The organism is Rhodovulum sp. HP10 (assembly GCF_047553435.1).
GTDB lineage: Bacteria > Pseudomonadota > Alphaproteobacteria > Rhodobacterales > Rhodobacteraceae > Rhodovulum.
Window position 1 is genome coordinate 2,621,126 of the sequence record NZ_CP180201.1, and the last position, 23,177, is coordinate 2,644,302.

25 protein-coding genes are annotated in these 23,177 nt (G+C 63.3%); all 25 read left to right on the forward strand.

The window, feature by feature from the left end:
* Positions 1-237: 237 nt before the first annotated feature.
* Positions 238-756, forward strand: a complete 519-nt coding sequence (gene rplJ / locus ACK8CO_RS12265) for a 50S ribosomal protein L10 (protein ID WP_080617567.1) — start codon at positions 238-240, stop codon at positions 754-756.
* Between the two features lie 71 nt (positions 757-827).
* Positions 828-1,208, forward strand: coding sequence for a 50S ribosomal protein L7/L12 (rplL, locus tag ACK8CO_RS12270; protein ID WP_042456871.1), 381 nt, complete (start codon positions 828-830; stop codon positions 1,206-1,208).
* 249 nt (positions 1,209-1,457) lie between these two features.
* Positions 1,458-5,594, forward strand: a complete 4,137-nt coding sequence (gene rpoB / locus ACK8CO_RS12275) for a DNA-directed RNA polymerase subunit beta (RefSeq protein ID WP_080617566.1) — start codon at positions 1,458-1,460, stop codon at positions 5,592-5,594.
* Between the two features lie 94 nt (positions 5,595-5,688).
* Entirely contained in the window at positions 5,689-9,933 is a 4,245-nt protein-coding gene (gene rpoC / locus ACK8CO_RS12280; RefSeq protein WP_414896802.1) for a DNA-directed RNA polymerase subunit beta', read from the forward strand.
* 953 nt (positions 9,934-10,886) lie between these two features.
* Positions 10,887-11,258 (forward strand): 30S ribosomal protein S12, encoded by a 372-nt coding sequence (gene rpsL, locus ACK8CO_RS12285; protein WP_042456862.1) that lies wholly within the window; start codon positions 10,887-10,889, stop codon positions 11,256-11,258.
* 12 nt (positions 11,259-11,270) lie between these two features.
* On the forward strand, positions 11,271-11,741 hold the full coding sequence (gene rpsG / locus ACK8CO_RS12290; RefSeq protein WP_080617564.1) for a 30S ribosomal protein S7: 471 nt from the start codon (positions 11,271-11,273) through the stop codon (positions 11,739-11,741).
* A gap of 27 nt (positions 11,742-11,768) precedes the next feature.
* Entirely contained in the window at positions 11,769-13,892 is a 2,124-nt protein-coding gene (gene fusA, locus ACK8CO_RS12295; RefSeq protein WP_414896803.1) for an elongation factor G, read from the forward strand.
* 66 nt (positions 13,893-13,958) lie between these two features.
* Positions 13,959-15,134, forward strand: a complete 1,176-nt coding sequence (gene tuf / locus ACK8CO_RS12300; RefSeq protein WP_080617562.1) for an elongation factor Tu — start codon at positions 13,959-13,961, stop codon at positions 15,132-15,134.
* A 55-nt stretch (positions 15,135-15,189) separates the two neighbouring features.
* Positions 15,190-15,498 (forward strand): 30S ribosomal protein S10, encoded by a 309-nt coding sequence (rpsJ, locus tag ACK8CO_RS12305; RefSeq protein ID WP_042456850.1) that lies wholly within the window; start codon positions 15,190-15,192, stop codon positions 15,496-15,498.
* 14 nt (positions 15,499-15,512) lie between these two features.
* On the forward strand, positions 15,513-16,238 hold the full coding sequence (gene rplC / locus ACK8CO_RS12310) for a 50S ribosomal protein L3 (protein WP_414896804.1): 726 nt from the start codon (positions 15,513-15,515) through the stop codon (positions 16,236-16,238).
* Positions 16,235-16,855, forward strand: coding sequence for a 50S ribosomal protein L4 (gene rplD, locus ACK8CO_RS12315; RefSeq protein WP_080617560.1), 621 nt, complete (start codon positions 16,235-16,237; stop codon positions 16,853-16,855). The genes rplC and rplD overlap by 4 nt, the downstream gene beginning before the upstream one ends.
* Positions 16,852-17,148 carry a 50S ribosomal protein L23 gene (locus ACK8CO_RS12320; RefSeq protein ID WP_414896805.1) on the forward strand — a complete coding sequence of 99 codons (297 nt, stop codon included), beginning with the start codon at positions 16,852-16,854 and terminating at the stop codon, positions 17,146-17,148. The genes rplD and ACK8CO_RS12320 overlap by 4 nt, the downstream gene beginning before the upstream one ends.
* 125 nt (positions 17,149-17,273) lie before the next feature.
* Positions 17,274-18,113: a 50S ribosomal protein L2 gene (gene rplB, locus ACK8CO_RS12325; RefSeq protein WP_080617558.1), complete on the forward strand. Its 840-nt coding sequence runs from the start codon at positions 17,274-17,276 to the stop codon at positions 18,111-18,113.
* Positions 18,114-18,116: 3 nt separating this feature from the next.
* Positions 18,117-18,395, forward strand: a complete 279-nt coding sequence (rpsS, locus tag ACK8CO_RS12330) for a 30S ribosomal protein S19 (RefSeq protein ID WP_080617557.1) — start codon at positions 18,117-18,119, stop codon at positions 18,393-18,395.
* Between the two features lie 5 nt (positions 18,396-18,400).
* Entirely contained in the window at positions 18,401-18,781 is a 381-nt protein-coding gene (rplV, locus tag ACK8CO_RS12335) for a 50S ribosomal protein L22 (protein WP_080617556.1), read from the forward strand.
* Complete coding sequence (gene rpsC / locus ACK8CO_RS12340) at positions 18,781-19,485, forward strand: 30S ribosomal protein S3 (RefSeq protein WP_080617555.1); 705 nt, start codon at positions 18,781-18,783, stop codon at positions 19,483-19,485. The genes rplV and rpsC overlap by 1 nt, the downstream gene beginning before the upstream one ends.
* A gap of 19 nt (positions 19,486-19,504) precedes the next feature.
* Positions 19,505-19,918: a 50S ribosomal protein L16 gene (gene rplP / locus ACK8CO_RS12345; protein ID WP_075784666.1), complete on the forward strand. Its 414-nt coding sequence runs from the start codon at positions 19,505-19,507 to the stop codon at positions 19,916-19,918.
* Between the two features lie 223 nt (positions 19,919-20,141).
* A complete protein-coding gene (rpmC, locus tag ACK8CO_RS12350) occupies positions 20,142-20,342 on the forward strand; it encodes a 50S ribosomal protein L29 (protein WP_080617554.1) in 201 nt (66 codons plus the stop codon).
* 14 nt (positions 20,343-20,356) lie between these two features.
* The gene (gene rpsQ, locus ACK8CO_RS12355; protein ID WP_042456821.1) at positions 20,357-20,587 is read left to right on the forward strand and encodes a 30S ribosomal protein S17; all 231 of its coding nucleotides are present in this window, start codon (positions 20,357-20,359) and stop codon (positions 20,585-20,587) included.
* Positions 20,588-20,651: 64 nt separating this feature from the next.
* A complete protein-coding gene (rplN, locus tag ACK8CO_RS12360) occupies positions 20,652-21,020 on the forward strand; it encodes a 50S ribosomal protein L14 (protein ID WP_042456818.1) in 369 nt (122 codons plus the stop codon).
* Positions 21,020-21,334 (forward strand): 50S ribosomal protein L24, encoded by a 315-nt coding sequence (gene rplX, locus ACK8CO_RS12365; RefSeq protein WP_080617553.1) that lies wholly within the window; start codon positions 21,020-21,022, stop codon positions 21,332-21,334. The genes rplN and rplX overlap by 1 nt, the downstream gene beginning before the upstream one ends.
* Entirely contained in the window at positions 21,327-21,890 is a 564-nt protein-coding gene (gene rplE / locus ACK8CO_RS12370; protein WP_080617552.1) for a 50S ribosomal protein L5, read from the forward strand. Before rplX ends, rplE begins: the two co-directional genes overlap by 8 nt.
* A 21-nt stretch (positions 21,891-21,911) precedes the next feature.
* Positions 21,912-22,217: a 30S ribosomal protein S14 gene (gene rpsN, locus ACK8CO_RS12375; RefSeq protein WP_075784671.1), complete on the forward strand. Its 306-nt coding sequence runs from the start codon at positions 21,912-21,914 to the stop codon at positions 22,215-22,217.
* A 12-nt stretch (positions 22,218-22,229) separates the two neighbouring features.
* A complete protein-coding gene (gene rpsH / locus ACK8CO_RS12380; protein WP_155774103.1) occupies positions 22,230-22,628 on the forward strand; it encodes a 30S ribosomal protein S8 in 399 nt (132 codons plus the stop codon).
* 11 nt (positions 22,629-22,639) lie between these two features.
* Entirely contained in the window at positions 22,640-23,173 is a 534-nt protein-coding gene (gene rplF, locus ACK8CO_RS12385) for a 50S ribosomal protein L6 (protein WP_080617551.1), read from the forward strand.
* Positions 23,174-23,177: the final 4 nt, after the last annotated feature.

The following is a 23,177-nucleotide window of genomic DNA, read 5'->3' on the forward strand; positions in this document are numbered from 1 at the left end:
GAGAGTTTCCGGGACTCGTGCCCGGGAATGGCGGGGCGGAAACGCCCCGTCCTGTCCGAGACGGAGGGTGTGGGGGTCATCCCCGCTTAATATCCTTCCCGAGATGGGGAAACGAGACAGAATTCCGTGGGGAAACCCTCGGGCGATCCTGGCCTCGGGACCCATACGGACCCGAAAGCCGGCAAGCAGGCCGGCAAACCTAGAGCCGGGGGGAAACCCCCAAATTGGAGTGAAACTGTGGATAGAGCCCAGAAAGAGAAAGTGGTCGAGGAACTCGGCCAGATCTTCGAAAGCTCTGGCGTCGTGGTGGTTGCCCACTACGCGGGTCTCACGGTTGCCGAGATGCAGGACCTGCGCGCACGCATGCGTGAAGCGGGTGGGTCCGTCCGCGTCGCCAAGAACAGGCTCGCCAAGATCGCCCTGGAAGGAAAGCCCTGCGCAAGCCTGGCCACTCTTCTGACGGGCATGACCGTTCTGACCTATTCCGAGGACCCGGTGGCTGCTGCCAAGGTCGCGGAAGGCTTTGCCAAGGACAACTCGAAATTCGAGATCCTCGGCGGCGCCATGGGTGAGACGGCCCTGGACCGGGCCGGTGTCAAGGCAGTGTCCGAAATGCCGTCGCGCGAGGAGCTTATCGCTTCGATCGTCGGCTGCATCGGTGCACCCGCCGCGAACATCGCCGGTGCGATTGGCGCGCCCGCTTCCAATATCGCGAGCATCCTCTCGACCATCGAGGAGCGTGCGGAAGCCGCTTGAGCAACTTGTGATCCCGCGTGAAGGCAGATGCCTCGCGTTGGAACAGACAATGTGAAAGAACGGAACAGAAAATGGCTGATCTGAAAAAACTCGCCGAAGAGATCGTGAACCTCACGCTTCTCGAGGCCCAGGAACTGAAAACCATCCTGAAAGACGAATACGGCATCGAGCCCGCCGCCGGCGGCGCCGTGATGATGGCAGGCCCGGCTGCCGGTGGCGAAGCCGCCGCTGCCGAAGAGCAGACCGAATTCGACGTCATCCTGAAATCGGCTGGCGCGAACAAGATCAACGTCATCAAGGAAGTCCGCGCGATCACCGGCCTTGGCCTGAAAGAAGCCAAGGACCTGGTCGAAGCCGGCGGCAAAGCCGTCAAGGAAGGCGTCGACAAGGCCGAAGCCGAGGACATCAAAGGCAAACTCGAAGCGGCTGGCGCCGAAGTCGAGCTGAAGTGATCGGGACCGCGGGCCGCGTGCCCGTGACCTGAGGAATGTTGGCTGGGTCCGGCGGTTCGTCCGGGCCCAGCCGAACCTGTCTTGGAAAGGGCTTGATCCGTAAGCTCTTTCCAAGGTGCGGTTCTAGGTTCGGGAGCGGTCGGTGGGACGGTCCGCAGGAATTGAACCTTACCCCCCTTCATCGCGAGCGGCGCGCCACCGGGGCCCGACGGCGGATGCGCCCGCGACAGACGAAAGGTGAGACCACACATGGCTCAGAGCTACGTTGGCCAGAAACGACTCCGCAAATACTACGGCAAGATCCAGGAAGTTCTGGAGATGCCGAACCTCATCGAGGTCCAGAAATCCTCCTATGATCTGTTCCTGAACTCCGGCGACGGGGCGGCACCCGCCGATGGCGAGGGCATCCAGGGGGTGTTCCAGTCGGTCTTCCCGATCAAGGACTTCAACGAGACGGCCGTGCTCGAATTCGTTCGTTACGAGCTCGAGAAGCCGAAATACGATGTCGAGGAATGCCAGCAACGCGACATGACCTACTCGGCGCCGCTCAAGGTGACGCTGCGTCTGATCGTGTTCGATGTCGACGAGGATACCGGCGCCAAGTCGGTGAAGGACATCAAGGAACAGGACGTGTTCATGGGCGACATGCCGCTCATGACCCAGAACGGGACCTTCATCGTGAACGGGACCGAACGGGTGATCGTGTCCCAGATGCACCGGTCCCCGGGCGTCTTCTTCGACCATGACAAGGGCAAGACCCATTCCTCGGGCAAGCTGCTCTTCGCCTGCCGGATCATTCCCTATCGCGGCTCCTGGCTCGATTTCGAATTCGACGCCAAGGATATCGTCTTCGCGCGGATCGACCGCCGCCGGAAGCTGCCGGTGACGACCCTGCTCTATGCGCTGGGGCTCGATCAGGAAGGCATCATGGATGCCTATTACGATACCGTCTCGTTCCGGCTGGAACGCAACCGCGGCTGGGTCACCAAGTTCTTCCCCGAACGCGTGCGCGGCACCCGTCCGACCTATGATCTGGTCGATGCCGATACCGGCGAGGTGATCTGCAAGGCCGGTGACAAGGTCACGCCGCGTCAGGTCAAGAAGCTGATCGAGGAAGGCCGGGTCACCGAGCTGATGGTGCCGTTCGACCATATCGTCGGCCGTTATGTCGCCAAGGACATCATCAACGAAGAGACCGGCGCTATCTATGTCGAGGCCGGCGACGAGCTGACCTGGGTCGTCGACAAGGATGGCGATGTCACCGGCGGCACTCTGAAAGAGCTGCTGGATGCGGGCATCACCGACATCCCGGTGCTGGACATCGACAATGTCACCGTCGGCCCGTACATGCGCAACACCATGGCGATGGACAAGAACATGGGCCGCGACACCGCGCTCATGGACATCTACCGCGTCATGCGCCCGGGCGAGCCGCCGACCGTCGAGGCCGCGACCAACCTGTTCAACTCGCTGTTCTTCGATTCCGAACGCTACGACCTGTCGGCCGTCGGCCGGGTCAAGATGAACATGCGCCTGAACCTCGATGCGCCCGACACCCAGCGCACGCTGCGCCATGACGACATCATCTCGTGCATCAAGGCCCTGGTCGAATTGCGCGACGGCAAGGGCGAAGTCGACGATATCGACCACCTCGGCAACCGCCGGGTCCGGTCCGTCGGCGAGCTGATGGAAAACCAGTACCGCGTCGGCCTGCTGCGGATGGAACGCGCCATCAAGGAGCGGATGTCCTCGGTCGAGATCGACACGGTGATGCCGCAGGATCTGATCAACGCCAAGCCCGCGGCTGCTGCGGTGCGCGAGTTCTTCGGGTCCTCGCAGCTGTCGCAGTTCATGGACCAGAACAACCCGCTGTCGGAAGTCACCCACAAGCGGCGCCTCTCGGCCCTCGGGCCGGGCGGTCTGACCCGTGAGCGCGCGGGCTTCGAGGTGCGCGACGTTCACCCCACCCACTATGGCCGGATGTGCCCGATCGAGACGCCCGAAGGGCCGAACATCGGTCTGATCAACTCGCTGGCCACCTTCGCGCGGGTGAACAAGTACGGCTTCATCGAGACCCCTTACCGGGTGGTCAATGAGGGCCAGGTGACCGACGAGGTCCACTACATGTCCGCGACCGAAGAGATGCGGCACGTCGTGGCTCAGGCCAACGCCACGCTCGACGAGGACGGCAAGTTTCTCAACGAGATGGTCAACACCCGGCAGGCCGGTGAATATACGCTGAACCCGGTCGACACTGTCGACCTGATCGACGTGTCTCCGAAGCAGCTGGTCTCGGTCGGGGCCTCGCTGATCCCGTTCCTCGAAAACGACGACGCCAACCGCGCGCTGATGGGCGCGAACATGCAGCGTCAGGCCGTGCCTCTGCTGCAGGCCGATGCGCCCTTCGTGGGCACCGGCATGGAAAGCAAGGTCGCCATCGACTCGGGCGCCGCGATCCAGGCCCGCCGCGGCGGGATCATCGACCAGGTCGATGCGCAGCGGATCGTGATCCGGGCGACGGAAGATCTGGAGCCGGGCGATCCGGGCGTCGACATCTACCGTCTGCGCAAGTTCCAGCGGTCGAACCAGAACACCTGCATCAACCAGAAGCCTCTGGTGAAGGTGGGCGACACGGTGCTGAAGGGCGAGGTGATCGCCGACGGCCCGTCGACCGACATGGGCGAGCTGGCCCTCGGCAAGAACGTGGCCGTCGCGTTCATGCCCTGGAACGGCTACAACTACGAGGACTCGATCCTGATCTCGGAACGGGTCGCCCGCGATGACGTCTTCACCTCGATCCATATCGAGGAATTCGAGGTCGCCGCCCGCGATACCAAGCTGGGTCCGGAAGAGATCACCCGCGACATCCCCAATGTCGGCGAGGAAGCCCTGCGCAACCTCGACGAGGCGGGCATCGTCTATATCGGCGCCGAAGTCGGCCCGGGCGATATTCTCGTGGGCAAGATCACGCCCAAGGGCGAAAGCCCGATGACTCCGGAAGAAAAGCTCCTTCGGGCGATCTTCGGCGAAAAGGCGTCTGATGTGCGGGATACCTCGCTGCGCCTGCCGCCGGGGGATTACGGCACCGTCGTCGAGGTGCGGGTCTTCAACCGGCACGGCGTCGAAAAGGACGAACGTGCCCTGCAGATCGAGCGCGAGGAAGTCGAACGTCTTGCCCGTGACCGGGACGACGAGATGGGCATCCTGGAACGCAACATCTATGCGCGTCTGAAGTCGATGATCCTTGGCAAGGTCGCCGTGAAGGGGCCGCGCGGGGTCAAGCCGAACTCGGAGATCACCGAGGAACTGCTGGAAACGCTGTCGCGCGGCCAGTGGTGGCAGCTTGCCCTGGAAGGCGAAGAGGATGCCGGACAGGTCGAGGCCCTGAACTCGCAGTTCGAGGCGCAGAAACGTGCGCTTGAGCACCGCTTCGAGGACAAGGTCGAGAAGGTGCGCCGCGGCGACGACATGCCTCCCGGCGTGATGAAGATGGTCAAGGTCTTCATCGCGGTGAAGCGCAAGCTTCAGCCCGGCGACAAGATGGCCGGCCGTCACGGCAACAAGGGCGTCGTCTCGCGCGTGGTGCCGATGGAGGACATGCCGTTCCTCGAGGACGGGACCCCGGTCGATCTGGTGATGAACCCGCTCGGCGTGCCGTCGCGTATGAACGTCGGCCAGATCCTCGAGACCCATATGGGCTGGGCCGCGCGCGGCCTGGGGCAGCAGATCCAGGAGGCGCTTCACGAGTACAAGCGCTCGGGCGATCTGACGCCGGTGCGGGATGCGATGCATCACGCCTATGGCGACGAGGTCTATGACGAGGTGATCCGCGACATGGACGAGGCGCATCTGGTCGAATCCGCGTCCTCGGTGACCCGCGGCGTGCCGATCGCGACTCCGGTCTTCGACGGCGCCAAGGAGCAGGACATCAATGATGCGCTGATCCGTGCGGGCTTCGACACCTCGGGGCAGTCGGTGCTGTTCGACGGCCAGACGGGCGAACGTTTCGCCCGGAAGGTCACAGTCGGCATGAAGTACCTGCTGAAGCTGCACCACCTTGTCGACGAGAAGATCCACGCGCGGTCGACCGGGCCCTACAGCCTCGTCACCCAGCAGCCCCTGGGCGGCAAGGCACAGTTCGGCGGCCAGCGTTTCGGGGAGATGGAGGTCTGGGCTCTGGAAGCCTATGGCGCCGCCTATACCCTGCAGGAAATGCTGACGGTGAAGTCGGACGATGTGGCGGGCCGGACCAAGGTCTACGAGTCCATCGTCAAGGGCGAAGACAATTTCGAGGCCGGCGTGCCGGAATCCTTCAACGTTCTGGTGAAGGAAGTCCGCGGCCTCGGGCTGAACATGGAACTCCTGGACGCGGAGGACGACGAGTAGGGGCGCATGAATTTTCGCGGAAAATTCGTGACGATTTTTCCGCGAAAAATCGCGCCCTTGTCCCTCCCTTTGCGCTGATTTGAAGGACTTCAAGATGAACCAGGAACTGACCACCAACCCGTTCAACCCGCTGGCCTCGCCCAAGCAGTTCGACGAGATCAAGGTCTCGCTGGCCTCGCCCGAACGGATCCTTTCGTGGTCCTATGGCGAGATCAAGAAACCCGAGACCATCAACTACCGGACGTTCAAGCCCGAGCGTGACGGTCTCTTCTGTGCGCGGATCTTCGGACCGATCAAGGACTACGAGTGCCTTTGCGGCAAGTACAAGCGCATGAAATATCGCGGCGTCGTCTGCGAGAAATGCGGTGTCGAGGTGACGCTGCAGAAGGTCCGTCGCGAGCGGATGGGCCATATCGAGCTGGCTGCGCCGGTCGCGCATATCTGGTTCCTCAAGTCGCTGCCCTCGCGCATCGGCCTGATGCTGGACATGACGCTTCGCGATCTCGAACGCGTGCTCTATTTCGAGAACTACGTGGTGATCGAACCCGGTCTGACCGATCTGAGCTACGGCCAGATGATGACCGAGGAAGAGTATCTCGACGCGCAGGACCAGTTCGGCGCCGATGCCTTCACCGCCGGGATCGGCGCCGAGGCGATCCGCGAGATGCTGTCGCAGATCGATCTCGAGGCCGAGGCAGAGCGGCTGCGCGAGGAACTAAAGGAAGCCACCGGCGAACTGAAGCCGAAAAAGATCATCAAGCGGCTGAAGGTCGTCGAGAGCTTCATCGAATCCGGCAACCGCCCGGAATGGATGGTGCTGACCGTGATCCCGGTCATCCCGCCGGAATTGCGTCCCCTGGTGCCGCTCGATGGCGGCCGCTTCGCCACGTCGGACCTCAATGACCTCTACCGCCGCGTGATCAACCGGAACAACCGTCTGAAACGGCTGATCGAGCTGCGCGCACCCGACATCATCGTCCGCAACGAAAAGCGGATGCTGCAGGAATCGGTCGATGCGCTGTTCGATAACGGCCGCCGCGGCCGGGTCATCACCGGCGCCAACAAGCGTCCGCTGAAATCGCTGAGCGACATGCTCAAGGGCAAGCAGGGCCGGTTCCGCCAGAACCTTCTGGGCAAACGGGTCGACTTCTCGGGCCGTTCGGTGATCGTGACTGGCCCCGAGCTGAAGCTGCACCAGTGCGGGCTGCCGAAGAAGATGGCGCTCGAGCTGTTCAAGCCGTTCATCTATTCGCGGCTCGAGGCCAAGGGGCTGTCCTCGACCGTCAAGCAGGCCAAGAAGCTGGTCGAGAAGGAACGTCCCGAGGTCTGGGACATTCTCGACGAGGTGATCCGCGAACACCCGGTGATGCTGAACCGGGCGCCGACGCTTCACCGTCTGGGCATCCAGGCCTTCGAGCCGACGCTGATCGAAGGCAAGGCGATCCAGCTGCACCCGCTGGTCTGCTCGGCCTTCAACGCCGACTTCGACGGCGACCAGATGGCCGTGCACGTTCCGCTGAGCCTCGAGGCCCAGCTGGAAGCGCGGGTCCTGATGATGTCGACCAACAACGTGCTGTCGCCCGCCAACGGCGCGCCGATTATCGTTCCGTCGCAGGACATGATCCTCGGGCTCTATTACATCACGATGGAGCGCAAGGGCATGAAGGGCGAGGGCATGGCCTTTGCCGATGTCGACGAGGTGCAGCACGCGCTCGATTCCGGCGAGGTGCATCTGCATGCCGGCGTCACGGCGCGGATCAAGCAGATCGACGAGCACGGCAACGAGGTCTACAAGCGCTACGAAACCACACCCGGCCGGATCCGGCTGGGGGCGCTGCTGCCGATGAACGCCAAGGCGCCGTTCGAGCTGGTCAACCGGCTCCTGCGGAAGAAAGAGGTGCAGCAGGTCATCGACACCGTCTACCGCTATTGCGGCCAGAAGGAGTCGGTCATCTTCTGTGACCAGATCATGGGGCTCGGGTTCCGCGAGGCGTTCAAGGCCGGGATCTCCTTCGGCAAGGATGACATGGTCATCCCGAATACGAAGTGGGAAATCGTCGAGGGCGTGCGCGAGCAGGTCAAGGAATTCGAACAGCAGTACATGGACGGCCTGATCACTCAGGGCGAGAAGTACAACAAGGTTGTCGATGCCTGGTCGAAATGCTCCGACGAGGTCGCCTCGGCGATGATGGCCGAGATCTCGGCGGTCCGCGTCGACGATGCCGGTGCCGAGAAGGAACCGAACTCGGTCTACATGATGGCCCATTCGGGCGCCCGGGGCTCGCCGGCGCAGATGAAGCAGCTGGGCGGTATGCGCGGCCTGATGGCCAAGCCTTCGGGCGAGATCATCGAGACCCCGATCATCTCGAACTTCAAGGAAGGCCTGACCGTGCTCGAGTACTTCAACTCGACCCACGGCGCCCGGAAGGGTCTGGCCGATACCGCGCTGAAGACGGCGAACTCGGGGTACCTGACCCGGCGTCTGGTCGACGTGGCCCAGGACTGCATCGTGCGCAGCCACGATTGCGGCACCGAGAACGCCATCACCTGCGAGGCGGCGATCAATGACGGCGAGGTCGTGGCAACGCTTGCCGAGCGTCTGCTCGGCCGGGTCGCGGCCGATGACGTGCTGAAGCCCGGTACCGACGAGGTGCTGGTCACCCGCAACGAACTGATCGACGAACGCAAGGCGGATGCGATCGAGAAGGCCGGTGTCGCCACCGTCCGGATCCGGTCGCCGCTGACCTGCGAGGCCGAAGAGGGCGTCTGCGCGGCCTGCTACGGCCGTGATCTGGCGCGCGGCACCAAGGTGAACATCGGCGAGGCTGTCGGTATCATCGCCGCGCAGTCGATCGGCGAGCCCGGCACCCAGCTGACGATGCGGACCTTCCACATCGGCGGTATCGCCCAGGGTGGCCAGCAGTCCTTCCAGGAGGCCAGCCAGGAGGGCCGGGTCGAGTTCCGCAACCCCAACCTGCTGACCAATGCGGCGGGCGAGCAGATCGTCATGGGCCGGAACATGCAGCTGGCCATCATCGACGATAACGATGTCGAGCGGGCGAGCTTCAAGCTGGGCTACGGCACCAAGGTCTTCGTGGCCGAGGATGCCCGGGTGGCGCGGGGCGACAAGCTGTTCGAATGGGATCCCTATACCCTGCCGATCATCGCCGAGAAGGCGGGGCGCGCCAGGCTCGTGGACCTCGTGACCGGGATTTCGGTCCGCGAGGATACCGACGATGCCACCGGCATGACCCAGAAGATCGTGTCCGACTGGCGCACCGCGCCCAAGGGCAACGAACTGAAGCCCGAGATCATCATCGTCGATCCCGAAACCGGCGAGCCGGTCCGCAACGAAGCGGGCAACCCGGTCACCTATCCGATGTCGGTGGATGCGATCCTCTCGGTCGAGGATCAGCAGGAAATCCGGGCCGGTGACGTGGTGGCGCGTATCCCGCGCGAAGGGGCCAAGACCAAGGACATCACCGGCGGTCTGCCGCGGGTGGCGGAACTGTTCGAGGCCCGTCGTCCGAAGGATCACGCGATCATCGCCGAGATCGACGGCTATGTGCGCTTCGGCCGCGACTACAAGAACAAGCGGCGGATCACCATCGAGCCGGCGGACGAGACCATCCAGCCCGTCGAATACATGGTGCCCAAGGGCAAGCACATCCCGGTGCAGGAAGGCGACTTCGTGCAGAAGGGCGACTACATCATGGACGGCAACCCGGCGCCGCATGACATCCTTGCGATCATGGGTGTCGAGGCGCTGGCGAACTATATGATCGACGAGGTGCAGGACGTCTACCGGCTGCAGGGCGTGAAGATCAACGACAAGCATATCGAGGTGATCGTCCGCCAGATGCTGCAGAAATGGGAGATCTCGGATTCGGGAGACACCACGCTTCTGAAGGGCGAGCATGTCGACAAGGCCGAGTTCGACGACGCCAACGAAAAGGTGCTGGCGCGCGGCGGACGCCCTGCCGAGGGCCAGCCGATCCTTCTGGGGATCACCAAGGCCTCGCTGCAGACCCGGTCCTTCATCTCGGCGGCCTCCTTCCAGGAGACGACGCGGGTGCTGACCGAAGCCTCGGTCCAGGGCAAACGCGACAAGCTGGTCGGGCTGAAGGAAAACGTCATTGTCGGCCGGCTGATCCCGGCGGGCACCGGCGGGGCCAGCCAGCGCGTGCGCCGCATCGCGGCCGAGCGCGACCAGAAGGTCATCGATGCCCGTCAGGCCGAGGCCATTTCGGCCGCGGCTCTGGCGGCCCCGATGGACACTTTCAGTTCGTCCGATGACGACGATCTGGGGCTGGTGGAAACGCCCGAGAGCCGCGAATAAGCTGGACGAAGACCCCAGGTCGCAAGATCGCCTCCGCCCGTCATGGGCGGGGGCTTTTCGTTGGGGCCGTGCCCGGCCAAGCTACGCCTCGCGCGGGCCGCGCGGTAGCGCGGTAGCGCAAGCGACCTTGCGGGGGGGCAGGGACCTCCGCCGCATCCTGCCTGCCTCGGGCCACGGATCCTGTGGACCGGTTGGCGTCGCGCGGCCCGGTTGGGCCTCCGGACGCCATCTGCTCGGCCTTCTCCGCGCGGCAAGATCGTAGCAAGGCCCACCTTGCCCGTTGGCGGCCCTCGTGCGCGGTGGCCGGGCCGTGATGCGCCTGGCGCCGTAGCGACCTGCCTCATTCGGGGCGCCGGCTTTCTGCGACGCGGCCGGAGCGGCGATCCGCAGGCCCGGTCTCTGGTCCGGGCGAGGGGCGGCAGCCCGCCTCGGTCCATGCGAGCGGATTGCATTTGGCGGCGGTATCCTGCGGGATGTCGGTAACCGGGATCTGCGGCGGCCGGCCCCCGACCATCCCTGCGGGACGGACGTTGCGCCCCTTGCCGAGGCCCTGGCAGGGCACCCGGGCGCGGCACCACCCGCGCGGGGATGCCGGTCTTGTACGACGGGCGCTGCGGCGCTCTGGTGCGATGTCCGGAGGGGCGTCGTTCGGGCGAGGATCGCGGGGCCGCTGACGGGGCAGGGCGGGGTGATCCGGGGGGGCAGGCGGCTGCGGTGTTGACACCCCCGTCGACTCGACATATACCGCGCCCACTTCGGGCTGGCGAACCAAGCTGCCGTGTCTGATACCGAAACTGATGTGGTCATGATCCGGGCGCCCTGCCCCGATCCTCTGGAGCTCCACCGCGTCGTTCCCGCGAACAGGGGAACGAATGCGGTTTTCGCGTTGCCGTAGACGAGTGACGGGCGCACCGAAGACGAGATTTGAACGGGTTGCAATACGGGGAACCGGAATGCCGACGATCCAACAGCTGATCCGCAAGCCGCGGCAGCCGAAAGTGAAACGCCAGAAGTCGCAGCACCTGCAGGCCTGCCCGCAGAAGCGTGGCGTCTGCACGCGCGTTTACACCACTACGCCCAAGAAGCCGAACTCGGCCATGCGGAAAGTCGCCAAGGTGCGCCTGACCAACGGTTTCGAGGTGATCAGCTATATCCCCGGTGAAAGCCACAACCTGCAGGAACACTCGGTTGTCCTTATCCGCGGTGGCCGGGTGAAAGACCTTCCCGGTGTCCGCTATCACATCCTCCGCGGTGTGCTGGACACCCAGGGCGTCAAAGACCGTAAGCAGCGCCGCTCGAAATACGGCGCGAAGCGTCCGAAGTAAGGAGAGACGTAGATGTCCCGACGTCACGCTGCCGAGAAGCGCGAGATTCTGCCCGATGCCAAGTTTGGCGATCGTGTGCTGACGAAGTTCATGAACAACCTGATGATCGACGGCAAGAAATCTGTCGCCGAGAGCATCGTCTACAATGCGCTCGACCGCGTCGAGGGCCGTCTCAAGCGGGCCCCGGTCGAGGTCTTCCACGAAGCGCTCGACAACGTGAAGCCCGCCGTCGAGGTGCGCTCGCGTCGTGTCGGCGGTGCCACCTATCAGGTGCCGGTCGAAGTGCGCCCCGAGCGCCGCGAGGCTCTTGCGATCCGCTGGCTGATCGATGCCAGCCGCAAGCGCAACGAGAACACCATGGAAGAGCGGCTTGCCGGCGAACTGATGGACGCCGTCCAGTCTCGCGGCACTGCCGTGAAGAAACGCGAAGACACCCACAAGATGGCCGACGCCAACAAAGCGTTCAGCCATTATCGCTGGTAACTAAACTTTAGCCTTAGGACCCTCCCAATGGCCCGCGCTTATCCTCTTCAACGCTACCGGAACTTCGGGATCATGGCCCACATCGATGCGGGCAAGACCACGACGACCGAGCGTATCCTCTTTTATACCGGCAAGTCCCACAAGCTCGGCGAAGTCCATGACGGCGCCGCGACCATGGACTGGATGGAGCAGGAGCAGGAGCGGGGGATCACCATCACCTCGGCTGCGACCACGACCTTCTGGCAGCGCCAGGAAGATCCGACTGCGGAGGGGACCTCCGACACCAAATACCGCTTCAACATCATCGACACTCCCGGCCACGTCGACTTCACCATCGAAGTCGAGCGTTCGCTGGCCGTGCTTGACGGTGCGATCTGCCTTCTCGATGCCAATGCCGGTGTCGAGCCCCAGACCGAGACCGTCTGGCGTCAGGCCGACCGCTACAAGGTTCCGCGCATCGTGTTCGTCAACAAGATGGACAAGATCGGCGCCGATTTCTTCAACTGCGTGAAGATGATCAAGGACCGCACCGGCGCGACCCCGTGCCCGATCGCGCTGCCGATCGGTGCCGAGGACAAGCTGGAAGGCATCATCGATCTCGTCTCGATGGAAGAGTGGACCTGGAAGGGCGAAGATCTCGGGGCCTCCTGGACCCGTCAGGAGATCCGTGCCGAGCTGAAGGATGTGGCTGACGAGTGGCGGTCGAACCTTGTCGAGCTTGCCGTCGAGCAGGACGACGAGGCGATGGAGGCCTATCTCGAAGGCAACGAGCCCGATATCGACACCCTGCACAAGCTGATCCGCAAGGGCACGCTGGCGCTGGCCTTCGTTCCGGTGACCGCTGGGTCGTCCTTCAAGAACAAGGGCGTGCAGCCGCTCCTTAACGCGGTGATCGATTATCTTCCCTCGCCGCTGGACGTGCCCGCCTATATGGGCTTCGCGCCGGATGACGAATCCGAAGAGCGCAACATCGCCCGTCATGCCAATGACGACGAGCCGTTCTCGGCGCTGGCCTTCAAGATCATGAACGACCCCTTCGTCGGCTCGCTGACCTTTACCCGGATCTATTCCGGCGTGATGAAGAAGGGCGAATCGATCCTGAACGCGACCAAGGGCAAGAAAGAGCGCGTCGGTCGGATGATGATGATGCACTCGAACAACCGCGAGGAAATCGACGAGGCCTTCGCGGGCGACATCATCGCGCTGGCCGGTCTGAAGGAAACCACCACGGGCGACACGCTCTGCGACGCCTCCAAGCCGGTGGTTCTGGAAACCATGACCTTCCCCGATCCGGTGATCGAGATCGCGGTCGAACCGAAATCGAAGGCCGACCAGGAGAAGATGGCTCTGGCGCTGCAGCGTCTTGCGGCCGAGGATCCGTCTTTCCGCGTCGAGACCAACATCGAATCCGGTCAGACCATCATGAAGGGCATGGGCGAGCTTCACCTCGACATTCTGGTCGACCGCATGAAGCGGGAGTTCAAGGTCGAGGCGAATATCGGCGCCCCGCAGGTGGCCTATCGCGAGACCATCAGCCACAAGGCCGAGGTCGACTACACCCACAAGAAACAGACCGGCGGCACGGGCCAGTTCGCCCGCGTCAAGCTGGAAATCATGCCGACCGAACCGGGCGAGGGCTACTCGTTCGAAAGCCGGATCGTGGGTGGTGCAGTGCCGAAGGAATACATCCCCGGCGTCGAGAAGGGCATCAAGTCGGTCATGGATTCGGGCCCGCTGGCCGGCTTCCCGGTGATCGACCTCAAGGTGGCTCTTGTCGACGGTGCCTTCCACGACGTCGACTCGTCGGTCCTGGCCTTCGAGATCGCGACCCGTGCCGGTATGCGCGAAGGCCTGAAGAAGGCCGGTGCCAAGCTGCTCGAGCCGATCATGAAGGTCGAGGTGGTGACGCCCGAGGAATATACCGGCAGCATCATCGGCGACCTGACCAGCCGTCGCGGCATGGTGCAGGGGCAGGATACCCGCGGGAATGCCAACGTGATCAACGCCATGGTGCCGCTGGCCAACATGTTCGGCTACATCAACACGCTGCGCTCGATGTCCTCGGGCCGTGCGGTGTTCACGATGCAGTTCGACCATTACGAGCCGGTTCCGCAGAACATCAGCGATGAGATCCAGGCGAAATACGCCTGAACGTGACACGGTCCGGGCGCGCGCTGCGCGGCGACGCCCGGCATCAAGGAACTAAAGGAGACGACCATGGGTAAGGCAAAGTTCGAACGGACGAAACCGCACGTTAACATCGGCACGATCGGCCACGTTGACCACGGCAAGACGACGCTGACGGCTGCGATCACGAAGTATTTCGGCGATTTCAAGGCCTATGACCAGATCGACGGCGCGCCCGAGGAAAAAGCGCGCGGGATCACGATCTCGACGGCGCATGTGGAATACGAGACCGAAGCGCGTCACTACGCCCACGTCGACTGCCCCGGCCACGCCGACTATGTGAAGAACATGATCACCGGTGCCGCCCAGATGGACGGCGCGATCCTGGTGGTGAACGCGGCTGACGGCCCGATGCCGCAGACCCGCGAGCACATCCTGCTGGCCCGTCAGGTCGGCGTGCCGGCTCTGGTCGTGTTCATGAACAAGGTCGACCAGGTGGACGATGCCGAGCTTCTGGAGCTCGTCGAGATGGAGATCCGCGAGCTTCTGTCGAGCTACGACTTCCCCGGCGACGACATCCCGATCATCTCGGGCTCGGCGCTTGCGGCGATGGAAGGCCGCGACCCGGAAATCGGCGAGAACAAGATCCGCGAGCTGATGGCTGCGGTCGACGAGTTCATCCCGACCCCGGAACGTCCGGTCGACCAACCCTTCCTGATGCCGATCGAGGACGTGTTCTCGATCTCGGGCCGCGGCACCGTGGTGACCGGCCGTGTCGAGCGTGGCGTGGTGAATGTGGGCGACGAGCTTGAAATCGTCGGCATCCGCGACACCAAGAAAACCACCTGCACCGGTGTCGAGATGTTCCGCAAGCTGCTGGACCGCGGCGAGGCCGGCGACAATATCGGCGCGCTGCTGCGCGGCATCGACCGCGACCAGGTCGAGCGTGGCCAGGTTCTGTGCAAGCCCGGCTCGGTGACGCCGCATACGGTGTTCGAGGCCGAGGCCTACATCCTGACCAAGGAAGAGGGTGGCCGTCACACGCCGTTCTTCGCGAACTACCGTCCGCAGTTCTACTTCCGCACGACGGACGTGACCGGGACGGTCGAGCTTCCCGAAGGCACCGAGATGGTGATGCCGGGCGACAACCTGAAGTTCAAGGTCGAGCTGATCGCCCCGATCGCGATGGAAGAGAAGCTTCGCTTCGCCATCCGTGAAGGCGGCCGCACCGTCGGCGCCGGCGTCGTCGCCAAGATCATCAAGTAACGCAAAAGGCCCGGGCGGGTCACTGACCCGCCCTTCAGCCTGAGGGCAAAAAAACATGCAAAGTCAGAATATCCGCATTCGGCTGAAGGCCTTCGACTACCGCGTTCTGGATGCCAGCACGCAGGAGATCGTGAATACCGCCAAGCGGACCGGCGCCCAGGTGCGCGGGCCCATTCCGCTGCCGAACAAGATCGAGAAATTCACGGTTCTTCGTGGCCCCCACATTGACAAGAAGTCCCGTGACCAGTGGGAAATCCGCACGCACAAGCGGCTTCTCGACATCATCGACCCGACCCCCCAGACCGTGGACGCGCTCATGAAGCTCGACCTCGCTGCGGGTGTCGATGTCGAGATCAAGGTTTGAGGAGGGCACCCAGGATGCGCTCTGGTGTGATTGCAAAGAAGCTGGGCATGACCCGGCTGTTCATGGACGACGGACGTCAGGTGCCCGTCACCGTCCTGCAGCTTGACGGCTGCCAGGTGGTGGCCCAGCGGACCGTCGAAACCGATGGCTACACGGCTGTTCAGCTCGGTTCGGGTTCGGCCAAGGCCAAGCGGGTCTCCGCCGCGATGCGCGGTCATTTCGCCAAGGCCAGCGTGGCGCCGAAGCGGAAGGTCGCGGAATTCCGCGTGGCTCCCGAGAACCTGATCGGCGTCGGTGAGGAAATCACCGCCGATCATTACTTCGAGGGCCAGTTCGTCGATGTCTCGGGCACGTCGATCGGTAAAGGTTTTGCCGGTGCGATGAAACGGCACAATTTCGGCGGTCTGCGCGCCTCGCACGGCGTGTCGATCAGCCACCGCTCGCACGGTTCGACCGGTCAGTGTCAGGACCCGGGCCGCGTGTTCAAAGGCAAGAAGATGGCCGGCCACATGGGCGCTGCCCGCGTGACCACTCAGAACCTGCAAGTCGTCAAGACCGATGCCGATCGTGGCCTGATCATGATCAAGGGCGCGGTTCCCGGTGCCAAGGGCGGCTGGGTCACGATCAAGGACGCGGTCAAGAAGGCGACCCCGGACAACCTCGTGCTGCCTGCGGCTCTGAAATCGGCCAAGGCCGAGGCGACCGCTGCCGAAGCGCCCGCCGAAGGAGGCGAAGAATGAAACTCGACGTGATCAAACTGGACGGCGCCAAGGCCGGCACCGTCGATCTCGGCGACGAGATCTTCGGCCTCGAGCCCCGTACCGATATCCTGCACCGCGTGGTGCGCTGGCAGCGCGCCCGTGCGCAGGCCGGCACCCACAAGGTCAAGACCCGGTCCGAGACCAGCTACTCGACCAAGAAGATCTATCGCCAGAAGGGCACCGGCGGCGCACGCCACGGTGACCGGAATGCGCCGATCTTCCGCAAGGGTGGCGTCTACAAGGGGCCGACCCCGCGCAGCCACGCCCATGACCTGCCGAAGAAATTCCGCAAGCTGGGCCTCAAGCACGCGCTCAGCGCCAAGCTGAAGGCGGGCGAACTGATCGTTCTGGAGACGGCCGATATGGCCGCGCCCAAGACCTCGGAACTGGCTAAATCGGTCAAGAACCTGGGCTGGAAGCGCGTGCTGATCATCGACGGCGCCGAAGTGAACGAGAACTTCGCCATGGCGGCGCGCAACATCGAGGGTCTCGATGTGCTGCCGTCGATGGGTGCCAACGTCTATGACATCCTCCGCCGTGATACCCTTGTGATCACCAAGGCGGGTGTCGAAGCCCTGGAGGCTCGACTGAAATGAGCGTGAAGCCCGAACATTACGACGTGATCCGCAAGCCGATCATCACCGAGAAGGCGACGATGGCCTCCGAGGCCAATGCCGTGGTCTTCGAAGTGGCTATGGATGCGAACAAGCCCGAGATCAAGGAGGCTGTCGAAGGCCTCTTCGGTGTCAAGGTGAAGGCCGTCAACACCACCATCATCAAGGGCAAGGTCAAGCGGTTCAAGGGGATCCTCGGTCGCCGCAAGAACGTCAAGAAGGCCTATGTGACCCTCGAGGAGGGGAACACTATCGACGTGACCACCGGTCTCTGATAGAAGGCTGCGAATCTTCGGCCCCGGCTTCGACCGGGGCCGGATTTTTTCCACCAAGGCGGGGTCCTCGGACCCCTGACGACAACCGGACCATTCTGGTCCGAAGCTGACGGAAGACAGAAAGCATGGCACTCAAGTCGTACAAGCCGACGACGCCGGGCCAGCGTGGGCTGGTTCTGATCGACCGTTCCGAGCTTTGGAAAGGACGCCCTGTCAAGACCCTTACCGTGGGTCTGACCAAATCGGGCGGCCGGAACAATGCCGGGCGGATCACGGCACGCCGCCGGGGCGGCGGGGCGAAACGCCTCTACCGCATCGTTGACTTCAAACGGACCAAGCTGGATGTGGCCGGTACCGTCGAACGGATCGAATACGATCCGAACCGGACCGCCTTCATCGCCCTGATCCGCTACGAGGATGGCGAGCTGGCCTATATCCTGGCGCCGCAGCGCCTGGCCGTGGGTGACAAGGTCGTGGCCTCTAAGAAAGCCGACGTGAAGCCCGGCAACGCGATGCCCTTCACCGGCCTGCCCATCGGCACGATCGTCCACAATGTCGAGCTGAAGCCCGGCAAGGGCGGTCAGATCGCGCGCGCCGCGGGCACCTATGCCCAGTTCGTCGGCCGTGACGGCGGCTATGCCCAGATCCGCCTGTCTTCGGGCGAGCTGCGCATGGTTCGTCAGGAATGCATGGCCACCGTCGGTGCCGTGTCGAACCCCGACAATTCGAACCAGAACATCGGCAAGGCCGGCCGCAACCGCCATCTCGGCAAGCGTCCCTCGGTCCGCGGTGTCGTGATGAACCCGATCGACCACCCCCATGGCGGCGGTGAAGGCCGGACTTCGGGCGGCCGTCACCCGGTGACCCCCTGGGGCAAGCCGACCAAAGGCGCCAAAACGCGCCGCAACAAGACGACCGACAAGTACATTCTCCGGTCCCGTCACGCGCGCAAGAAGGGTCGCTAAGCCATGTCTCGTTCTGTCTGGAAAGGCCCCTTCGTCGACTCTTATGTCCTCAAGAAGGCCGAGAAAGCCCGCGAATCGAGCCGCAACGAGGTCATCAAGATCTGGTCGCGCCGTTCGACGATCCTGCCCCAGTTCGTGGGGCTCACCTTTGGCGTCTATAACGGTCACAAGCACATCCCGGTGCTGGTGAGCGAAGATATGATCGGCCAGAAATTCGGTGAATACTCGCCGACCCGGACCTATTACGGTCACGCGGCCGACAAAAAAGCGAAGAAGAGGTAAGCGTCATGGGCAAGGCAAAGAACCCCCGCCGCGTGGCCGATAACGAAGCCATGGCCAAGGTGCGCATGCTTCGGACTTCGCCCCAGAAGCTGAATTTGGTTGCTGCCATGATCCGCGGCAAGAAGGTCGATCGCGCCCTGGCCGATCTGACCTTCTCGAAGAAACGGATCGCCGAAGACGTGAAGAAGTGCCTTCAGTCGGCCATCGCCAATGCCGAGTTCAATCACCGTCTCGACATCGACGAGCTGATCGTGGCCGAAGCCTATGTTGGCAAGAACCTGACGCTGAAGCGCGGTCGTCCGCGCGCCCGTGGCCGGTTCGGCAAGATCATGAAGCCGTTCTCCGAACTCACCATCAAGGTCCGCCAGGTCGAGGAGCAAGCCTAATGGGTCACAAGGTCAATCCGATCGGCATGCGCCTCCAGGTCAACCGGACCTGGGACAGCCGCTGGTACGCCGACACCAAGGATTACGGCGATCTTCTGCTGGAAGACGTCCGGATGCGCGAATTCATCCGCGCCGAGTGCAAGCAGGCCGGCGTGAGCCGCATCATCATCGAGCGTCCGCACAAGAAATGCCGGGTGACGATCCACACGGCGCGTCCGGGCGTGATCATCGGCAAGAAGGGCGCGGATATCGAGACGCTGCGTAAGAAGCTTGCCAACATGACCAAGAGCGAGCTGCATCTCAACATCGTCGAGGTCCGCAAGCCCGAGCTCGACGGCCAGCTGGTGGCGGAATCGATTGCCCAGCAGCTGGAACGCCGGGTCAGCTTCCGCCGCGCGATGAAGCGCTCGGTGCAGAACGCCATGCGCATGGGTGCGCTGGGTATCCGGGTCAACGTGTCGGGCCGCCTCGGCGGCGCCGAGATCGCCCGGACGGAATGGTATCGCGAAGGCCGGGTGCCGCTGCACACGCTGCGCGCCGACATCGACTATGCCACCGCCGAAGCCACGACGCCCTACGGCATCATCGGCATCAAGGTCTGGATCTTCAAAGGCGAGATCATGGAGCACGATCCCAGTGCCCGTGACCGTCGCCAGGCAGAGCTCCAGGAGGGCGGGAGCGGCCCGTCCCGTCCGCGCCGCTGAGCCCTGAAGGAGAACAGAGATGCTGCAACCCAAGCGCACGAAATTCCGCAAGATGCACAAGGGCCGGATTCACGGCCAGGCAAAAGGCGGATTCGAGCTCAACTTCGGCCATTTCGGCCTGAAGGCGACCGAGCCCGAGCGAGTGACCGCGCGTCAGATCGAGGCTGCCCGCCGCGCCCTGACCCGCCACATGAAACGTCAGGGCCGGGTCTGGATCCGGATCTTCCCCGACACCCCCGTCTCGTCGAAACCGACCGAGGTTCGGATGGGTAAAGGGAAAGGCTCGGTCGATTTCTGGGCCGCCAAGATCAAGCCCGGCCGGATCATGTTCGAGATCGACGGTGTCAACGAGACCATCGCCCGCGAGGCGCTGCGTCTGGCGGCGATGAAGCTGCCGATCAAGACCCGGATCGTCGAACGCGAAGACTGGTAATTCCGGTCGCCTGAACTCACGAGGGGCCCCCGCGCCAAGGCGGGGGCCTTTTCTTTCCGATGGTTCCCGACGCGACGCCCGGCCGGGCGGATGCGATCGGGGCTTGCTTTATTCGGGTTAGGGGCTTAAGGGGGCCTCTCATCCGCTAACCTCCATCGGAATCAGGGTGACCCTCGCGAGAGGCTTGGGGCCCTCCGTTGATGTTGAAAGGACGAAAAAGGCGATGAACGCCCAGGAACTGCGAGACAAGACGCCCGACCAGCTGCGCGACGCGCTGGCGAGCCTGAAGAAAGAGGCCTTCAACCTGCGCTTCCAGCAGGCCACGAATGCGCTCGAGAACACCGCCCGCATGCGCGAAGTCCGTCGTGACGTCGCCCGTGTGAAGACGGTGCTGAACGAAAAAGCCGCCAAGGCGTCGGAATAAGGGGAGCCTGACAGATGCCCAAACGTATCCTGCAAGGCACCGTGACCAGCGATCTGAACGATCAGACCGTCACCGTTCTGGTCGAACGCCGCTTCACGCACCCCGTGCTGAAGAAAACCATTCGTAAGTCCAAGAAATACCGGGCTCACGACGAGAACAACACCTTCAAGGTGGGCGACCGCGTCCGCATTCAGGAATGCGCGCCGAAGTCGAAGACGAAACGCTGGGAGGTGGTGCAGGCCTGACCTGTACCGTCTTCCGGTTTGAGCGAAACCCTGGGACCTGGTCCCAAAGGTCGGGAGTAACCCAATGATCCAGATGCAGACCAATCTGGATGTCGCTGACAACTCCGGCGCGCGCCGGGTTCAGTGCATCAAGGTCCTCGGCGGGTCCAAGCGGAAATACGCTTCTGTCGGCGACATTATCGTCGTCTCTGTGAAGGAAGCCATTCCGCGTGGCCGCGTCAAGAAAGGCGATGTCCGCAAGGCTGTCGTCGTGCGGACCGCCAAGGAAGTCCGTCGCGAAGACGGTACTGCGATCCGTTTCGATCGCAATGCCGCCGTCATCCTCAACAACAACAACGAGCCCGTCGGAACCCGGATCTTCGGGCCTGTCGTGCGCGAGCTTCGTGCCAAGAGCTTCATGAAGATCATCTCGCTGGCTCCGGAGGTGCTCTGATGGCTGCCAAGCTGAAGAAGGGCGACAAGGTCGTCGCGCTCGCGGGCAAGGACAAGGGCCGCGAAGGGACCATCCTCTCGGTCGATCCCAAGACCGGCAAGGCCGTGGTAGAGGGGCTTAACATGGCGGTGCGTCATCAGCGCCAGACCCAGACGAGCCAGGGCGGTCGCGTGCCGAAAGCCATGCCGATGGACCTGTCGAATCTCGCCATCGTCGATCCCAAGGAAGGTGGTCCGACCCGCGTCGGCTTCCGCGTGGAAGACGGCAAGAAGGTTCGCTTTGCCAAGAAATCGGGGGAAGTGATCGATGCTTGATGCTGCCACCTATACCCCGCGCCTCAAGTCGCTTTACCGGGAAACCATCCGGGCCGCTCTGAAGGAAGAGTTCGGCTACAAGAACGACATGATGATCCCGCGGCTCGACAAGATCGTGCTCAACATCGGCTGCGGTGCCGAGGCGGTGCGCGATTCCAAGAAGTCGAAATCGGCGCAGGAAGACCTGAGCCAGATCGCCGGTCAGAAAGCCGTCATCACCAAGGCCAAGAAGTCGATCGCCGGCTTCCGGGTCCGTGAGGACATGCCGCTCGGCACCAAGGTCACGCTTCGTGGCGACCGGATGTACGAATTCTTCGACCGCCTGATCACCATCGCGATGCCGCGCATCCGGGACTTCCGGGGCGTTTCGGGCAAGGCCTTCGACGGCCGCGGCAACTACGCGATGGGCCTGAAAGAGCACATCGTGTTCCCCGAGATCGAGTACGACAAAGTCGACGAGGTCTGGGGCATGGACATCGTCATTGCCACCACCGCGCGCACCGACGCGGAAGCGAAGGCGCTGTTGAAGCATTTCAACATGCCGTTCAACAGCTGATCGCGGGAGGGAGAACACTACATGGCTAAGAAATCTATGGTTGAGCGCGAACTCAAGCGTCAGCGCCTGGTCGAAAAATATGCGGCCAAGCGCGCGAAGCTGAAAGAGATCGCCACCAACGAGGATCTTCCGATGGAAGAGCGGTTCAAGGCGCGCCTCAAGCTTGCCAAGCTGCCGCGCAACTCCTCGGCCACCCGGCTGCACAACCGGTGCCAGCTGACCGGGCGTCCGCACGCCTATTACCGCAAGTTGAAAATCTCGCGGATCATGCTGCGCGATCTGGGCTCGATGGGCCAGATCCCCGGCATGGTGAAGTCGAGCTGGTAAGGAGGGGAAGAGATGTCTGTGAACGATCCTCTCGGCGATATGCTGACCCGCATCCGCAACGCGCAGATGCGGGGGAAATCGACGGTGCGTACGCCCGCCTCCAAGCTTCGTGCCTGGGTGCTCGACGTGCTGAAAAATGAAGGCTACATCCGCGGCTACGAGGCCACGACCGGCAAGACCGGCCTGCCCGAGCTCGAGGTCAGCCTGAAATACTATGAAGGCCAGCCGGTCATTCGCGAAGTCAAGCGCGTCTCGACCCCCGGCCGTCGTGTCTACATGAGCGTGAAGGACCTGCCCTCGGTTCGCCAGGGTCTGGGTGTCTCGATCGTGTCGACGTCCAAGGGCGTGATGTCGGATGCGGCTGCGCGGTCGGCGAATGTCGGCGGCGAAGTGCTCTGCACGGTGTTCTGAGGAGGAAGGCAATGTCTCGTATTGGTAAGAAACCGGTCGAGTTGCCGTCGGGTGTTTCGGCATCCGTCTCCGGCCAGACCGTCGAAGTCAAGGGGCCCAAGGGCACCCGGAACTTCACCGCGACCGACGATGTCACCATCACGGTCGAGGATAATGCCGTCAGCATCACCCCGCGGGGCACGTCCAAGCGTGCCCGGCAGCAATGGGGCATGTCCCGCAGCATGGTCGCGAACCTCGTCAAGGGGGTGAGCGAGGGGTTCAAGCGCGAGCTTGAGATCCAGGGTGTGGGCTATCGTGCCGCGATGCAGGGCAACGTGCTCAAGCTGAACCTCGGCTATTCGCATGATGTCAACTTCGAGGTCCCTCAGGGCGTCACCGTGACGGCCCCGAAACCGACCGAGATCGTGGTGGAAGGCATCGACCAGCAGCAGGTCGGGCAGGTTGCCGCGAACATCCGCGAATGGCGCGGTCCCGAGCCCTACAAGGGCAAGGGCATCCGCTACAAGGGCGAGTTCATCTTCCGCAAGGAAGGCAAGAAGAAGTAAGGGC

Excerpts from the sequence above, each read along its gene's own strand:
- rpsG (WP_080617564.1), top strand. The coding sequence starts at position 11,271 with ATGTCCCGACGTCACGCTGCCGAGAAGCGCGAGATTCTGCCCGATGCC.
- rpsJ (WP_042456850.1), top strand. The coding sequence starts at position 15,190 with ATGCAAAGTCAGAATATCCGCATTCGGCTGAAGGCCTTCGACTACCGC.
- rpsC (WP_080617555.1), top strand. The coding sequence starts at position 18,781 with ATGGGTCACAAGGTCAATCCGATCGGCATGCGCCTCCAGGTCAACCGG.
- rplF (WP_080617551.1), top strand. The coding sequence starts at position 22,640 with ATGTCTCGTATTGGTAAGAAACCGGTCGAGTTGCCGTCGGGTGTTTCG.
- rplN (WP_042456818.1), top strand. The coding sequence starts at position 20,652 with ATGATCCAGATGCAGACCAATCTGGATGTCGCTGACAACTCCGGCGCG.
- rpsQ (WP_042456821.1), top strand. The coding sequence starts at position 20,357 with ATGCCCAAACGTATCCTGCAAGGCACCGTGACCAGCGATCTGAACGAT.
- rpsH (WP_155774103.1), top strand. The coding sequence starts at position 22,230 with ATGTCTGTGAACGATCCTCTCGGCGATATGCTGACCCGCATCCGCAAC.
- rpmC (WP_080617554.1), top strand. The coding sequence starts at position 20,142 with ATGAACGCCCAGGAACTGCGAGACAAGACGCCCGACCAGCTGCGCGAC.
- rplL (WP_042456871.1), top strand. The coding sequence starts at position 828 with ATGGCTGATCTGAAAAAACTCGCCGAAGAGATCGTGAACCTCACGCTT.
- rplX (WP_080617553.1), top strand. The coding sequence starts at position 21,020 with ATGGCTGCCAAGCTGAAGAAGGGCGACAAGGTCGTCGCGCTCGCGGGC.
- ACK8CO_RS12320 (WP_414896805.1), top strand. The coding sequence starts at position 16,852 with ATGAGCGTGAAGCCCGAACATTACGACGTGATCCGCAAGCCGATCATC.
- rpoC (WP_414896802.1), top strand. The coding sequence starts at position 5,689 with ATGAACCAGGAACTGACCACCAACCCGTTCAACCCGCTGGCCTCGCCC.
- rplC (WP_414896804.1), top strand. The coding sequence starts at position 15,513 with ATGCGCTCTGGTGTGATTGCAAAGAAGCTGGGCATGACCCGGCTGTTC.
- fusA (WP_414896803.1), top strand. The coding sequence starts at position 11,769 with ATGGCCCGCGCTTATCCTCTTCAACGCTACCGGAACTTCGGGATCATG.
- tuf (WP_080617562.1), top strand. The coding sequence starts at position 13,959 with ATGGGTAAGGCAAAGTTCGAACGGACGAAACCGCACGTTAACATCGGC.
- rpoB (WP_080617566.1), top strand. The coding sequence starts at position 1,458 with ATGGCTCAGAGCTACGTTGGCCAGAAACGACTCCGCAAATACTACGGC.
- rplD (WP_080617560.1), top strand. The coding sequence starts at position 16,235 with ATGAAACTCGACGTGATCAAACTGGACGGCGCCAAGGCCGGCACCGTC.
- rplP (WP_075784666.1), top strand. The coding sequence starts at position 19,505 with ATGCTGCAACCCAAGCGCACGAAATTCCGCAAGATGCACAAGGGCCGG.
- rpsN (WP_075784671.1), top strand. The coding sequence starts at position 21,912 with ATGGCTAAGAAATCTATGGTTGAGCGCGAACTCAAGCGTCAGCGCCTG.
- rplV (WP_080617556.1), top strand. The coding sequence starts at position 18,401 with ATGGGCAAGGCAAAGAACCCCCGCCGCGTGGCCGATAACGAAGCCATG.
- rpsL (WP_042456862.1), top strand. The coding sequence starts at position 10,887 with ATGCCGACGATCCAACAGCTGATCCGCAAGCCGCGGCAGCCGAAAGTG.
- rpsS (WP_080617557.1), top strand. The coding sequence starts at position 18,117 with ATGTCTCGTTCTGTCTGGAAAGGCCCCTTCGTCGACTCTTATGTCCTC.
- rplE (WP_080617552.1), top strand. The coding sequence starts at position 21,327 with ATGCTTGATGCTGCCACCTATACCCCGCGCCTCAAGTCGCTTTACCGG.
- rplB (WP_080617558.1), top strand. The coding sequence starts at position 17,274 with ATGGCACTCAAGTCGTACAAGCCGACGACGCCGGGCCAGCGTGGGCTG.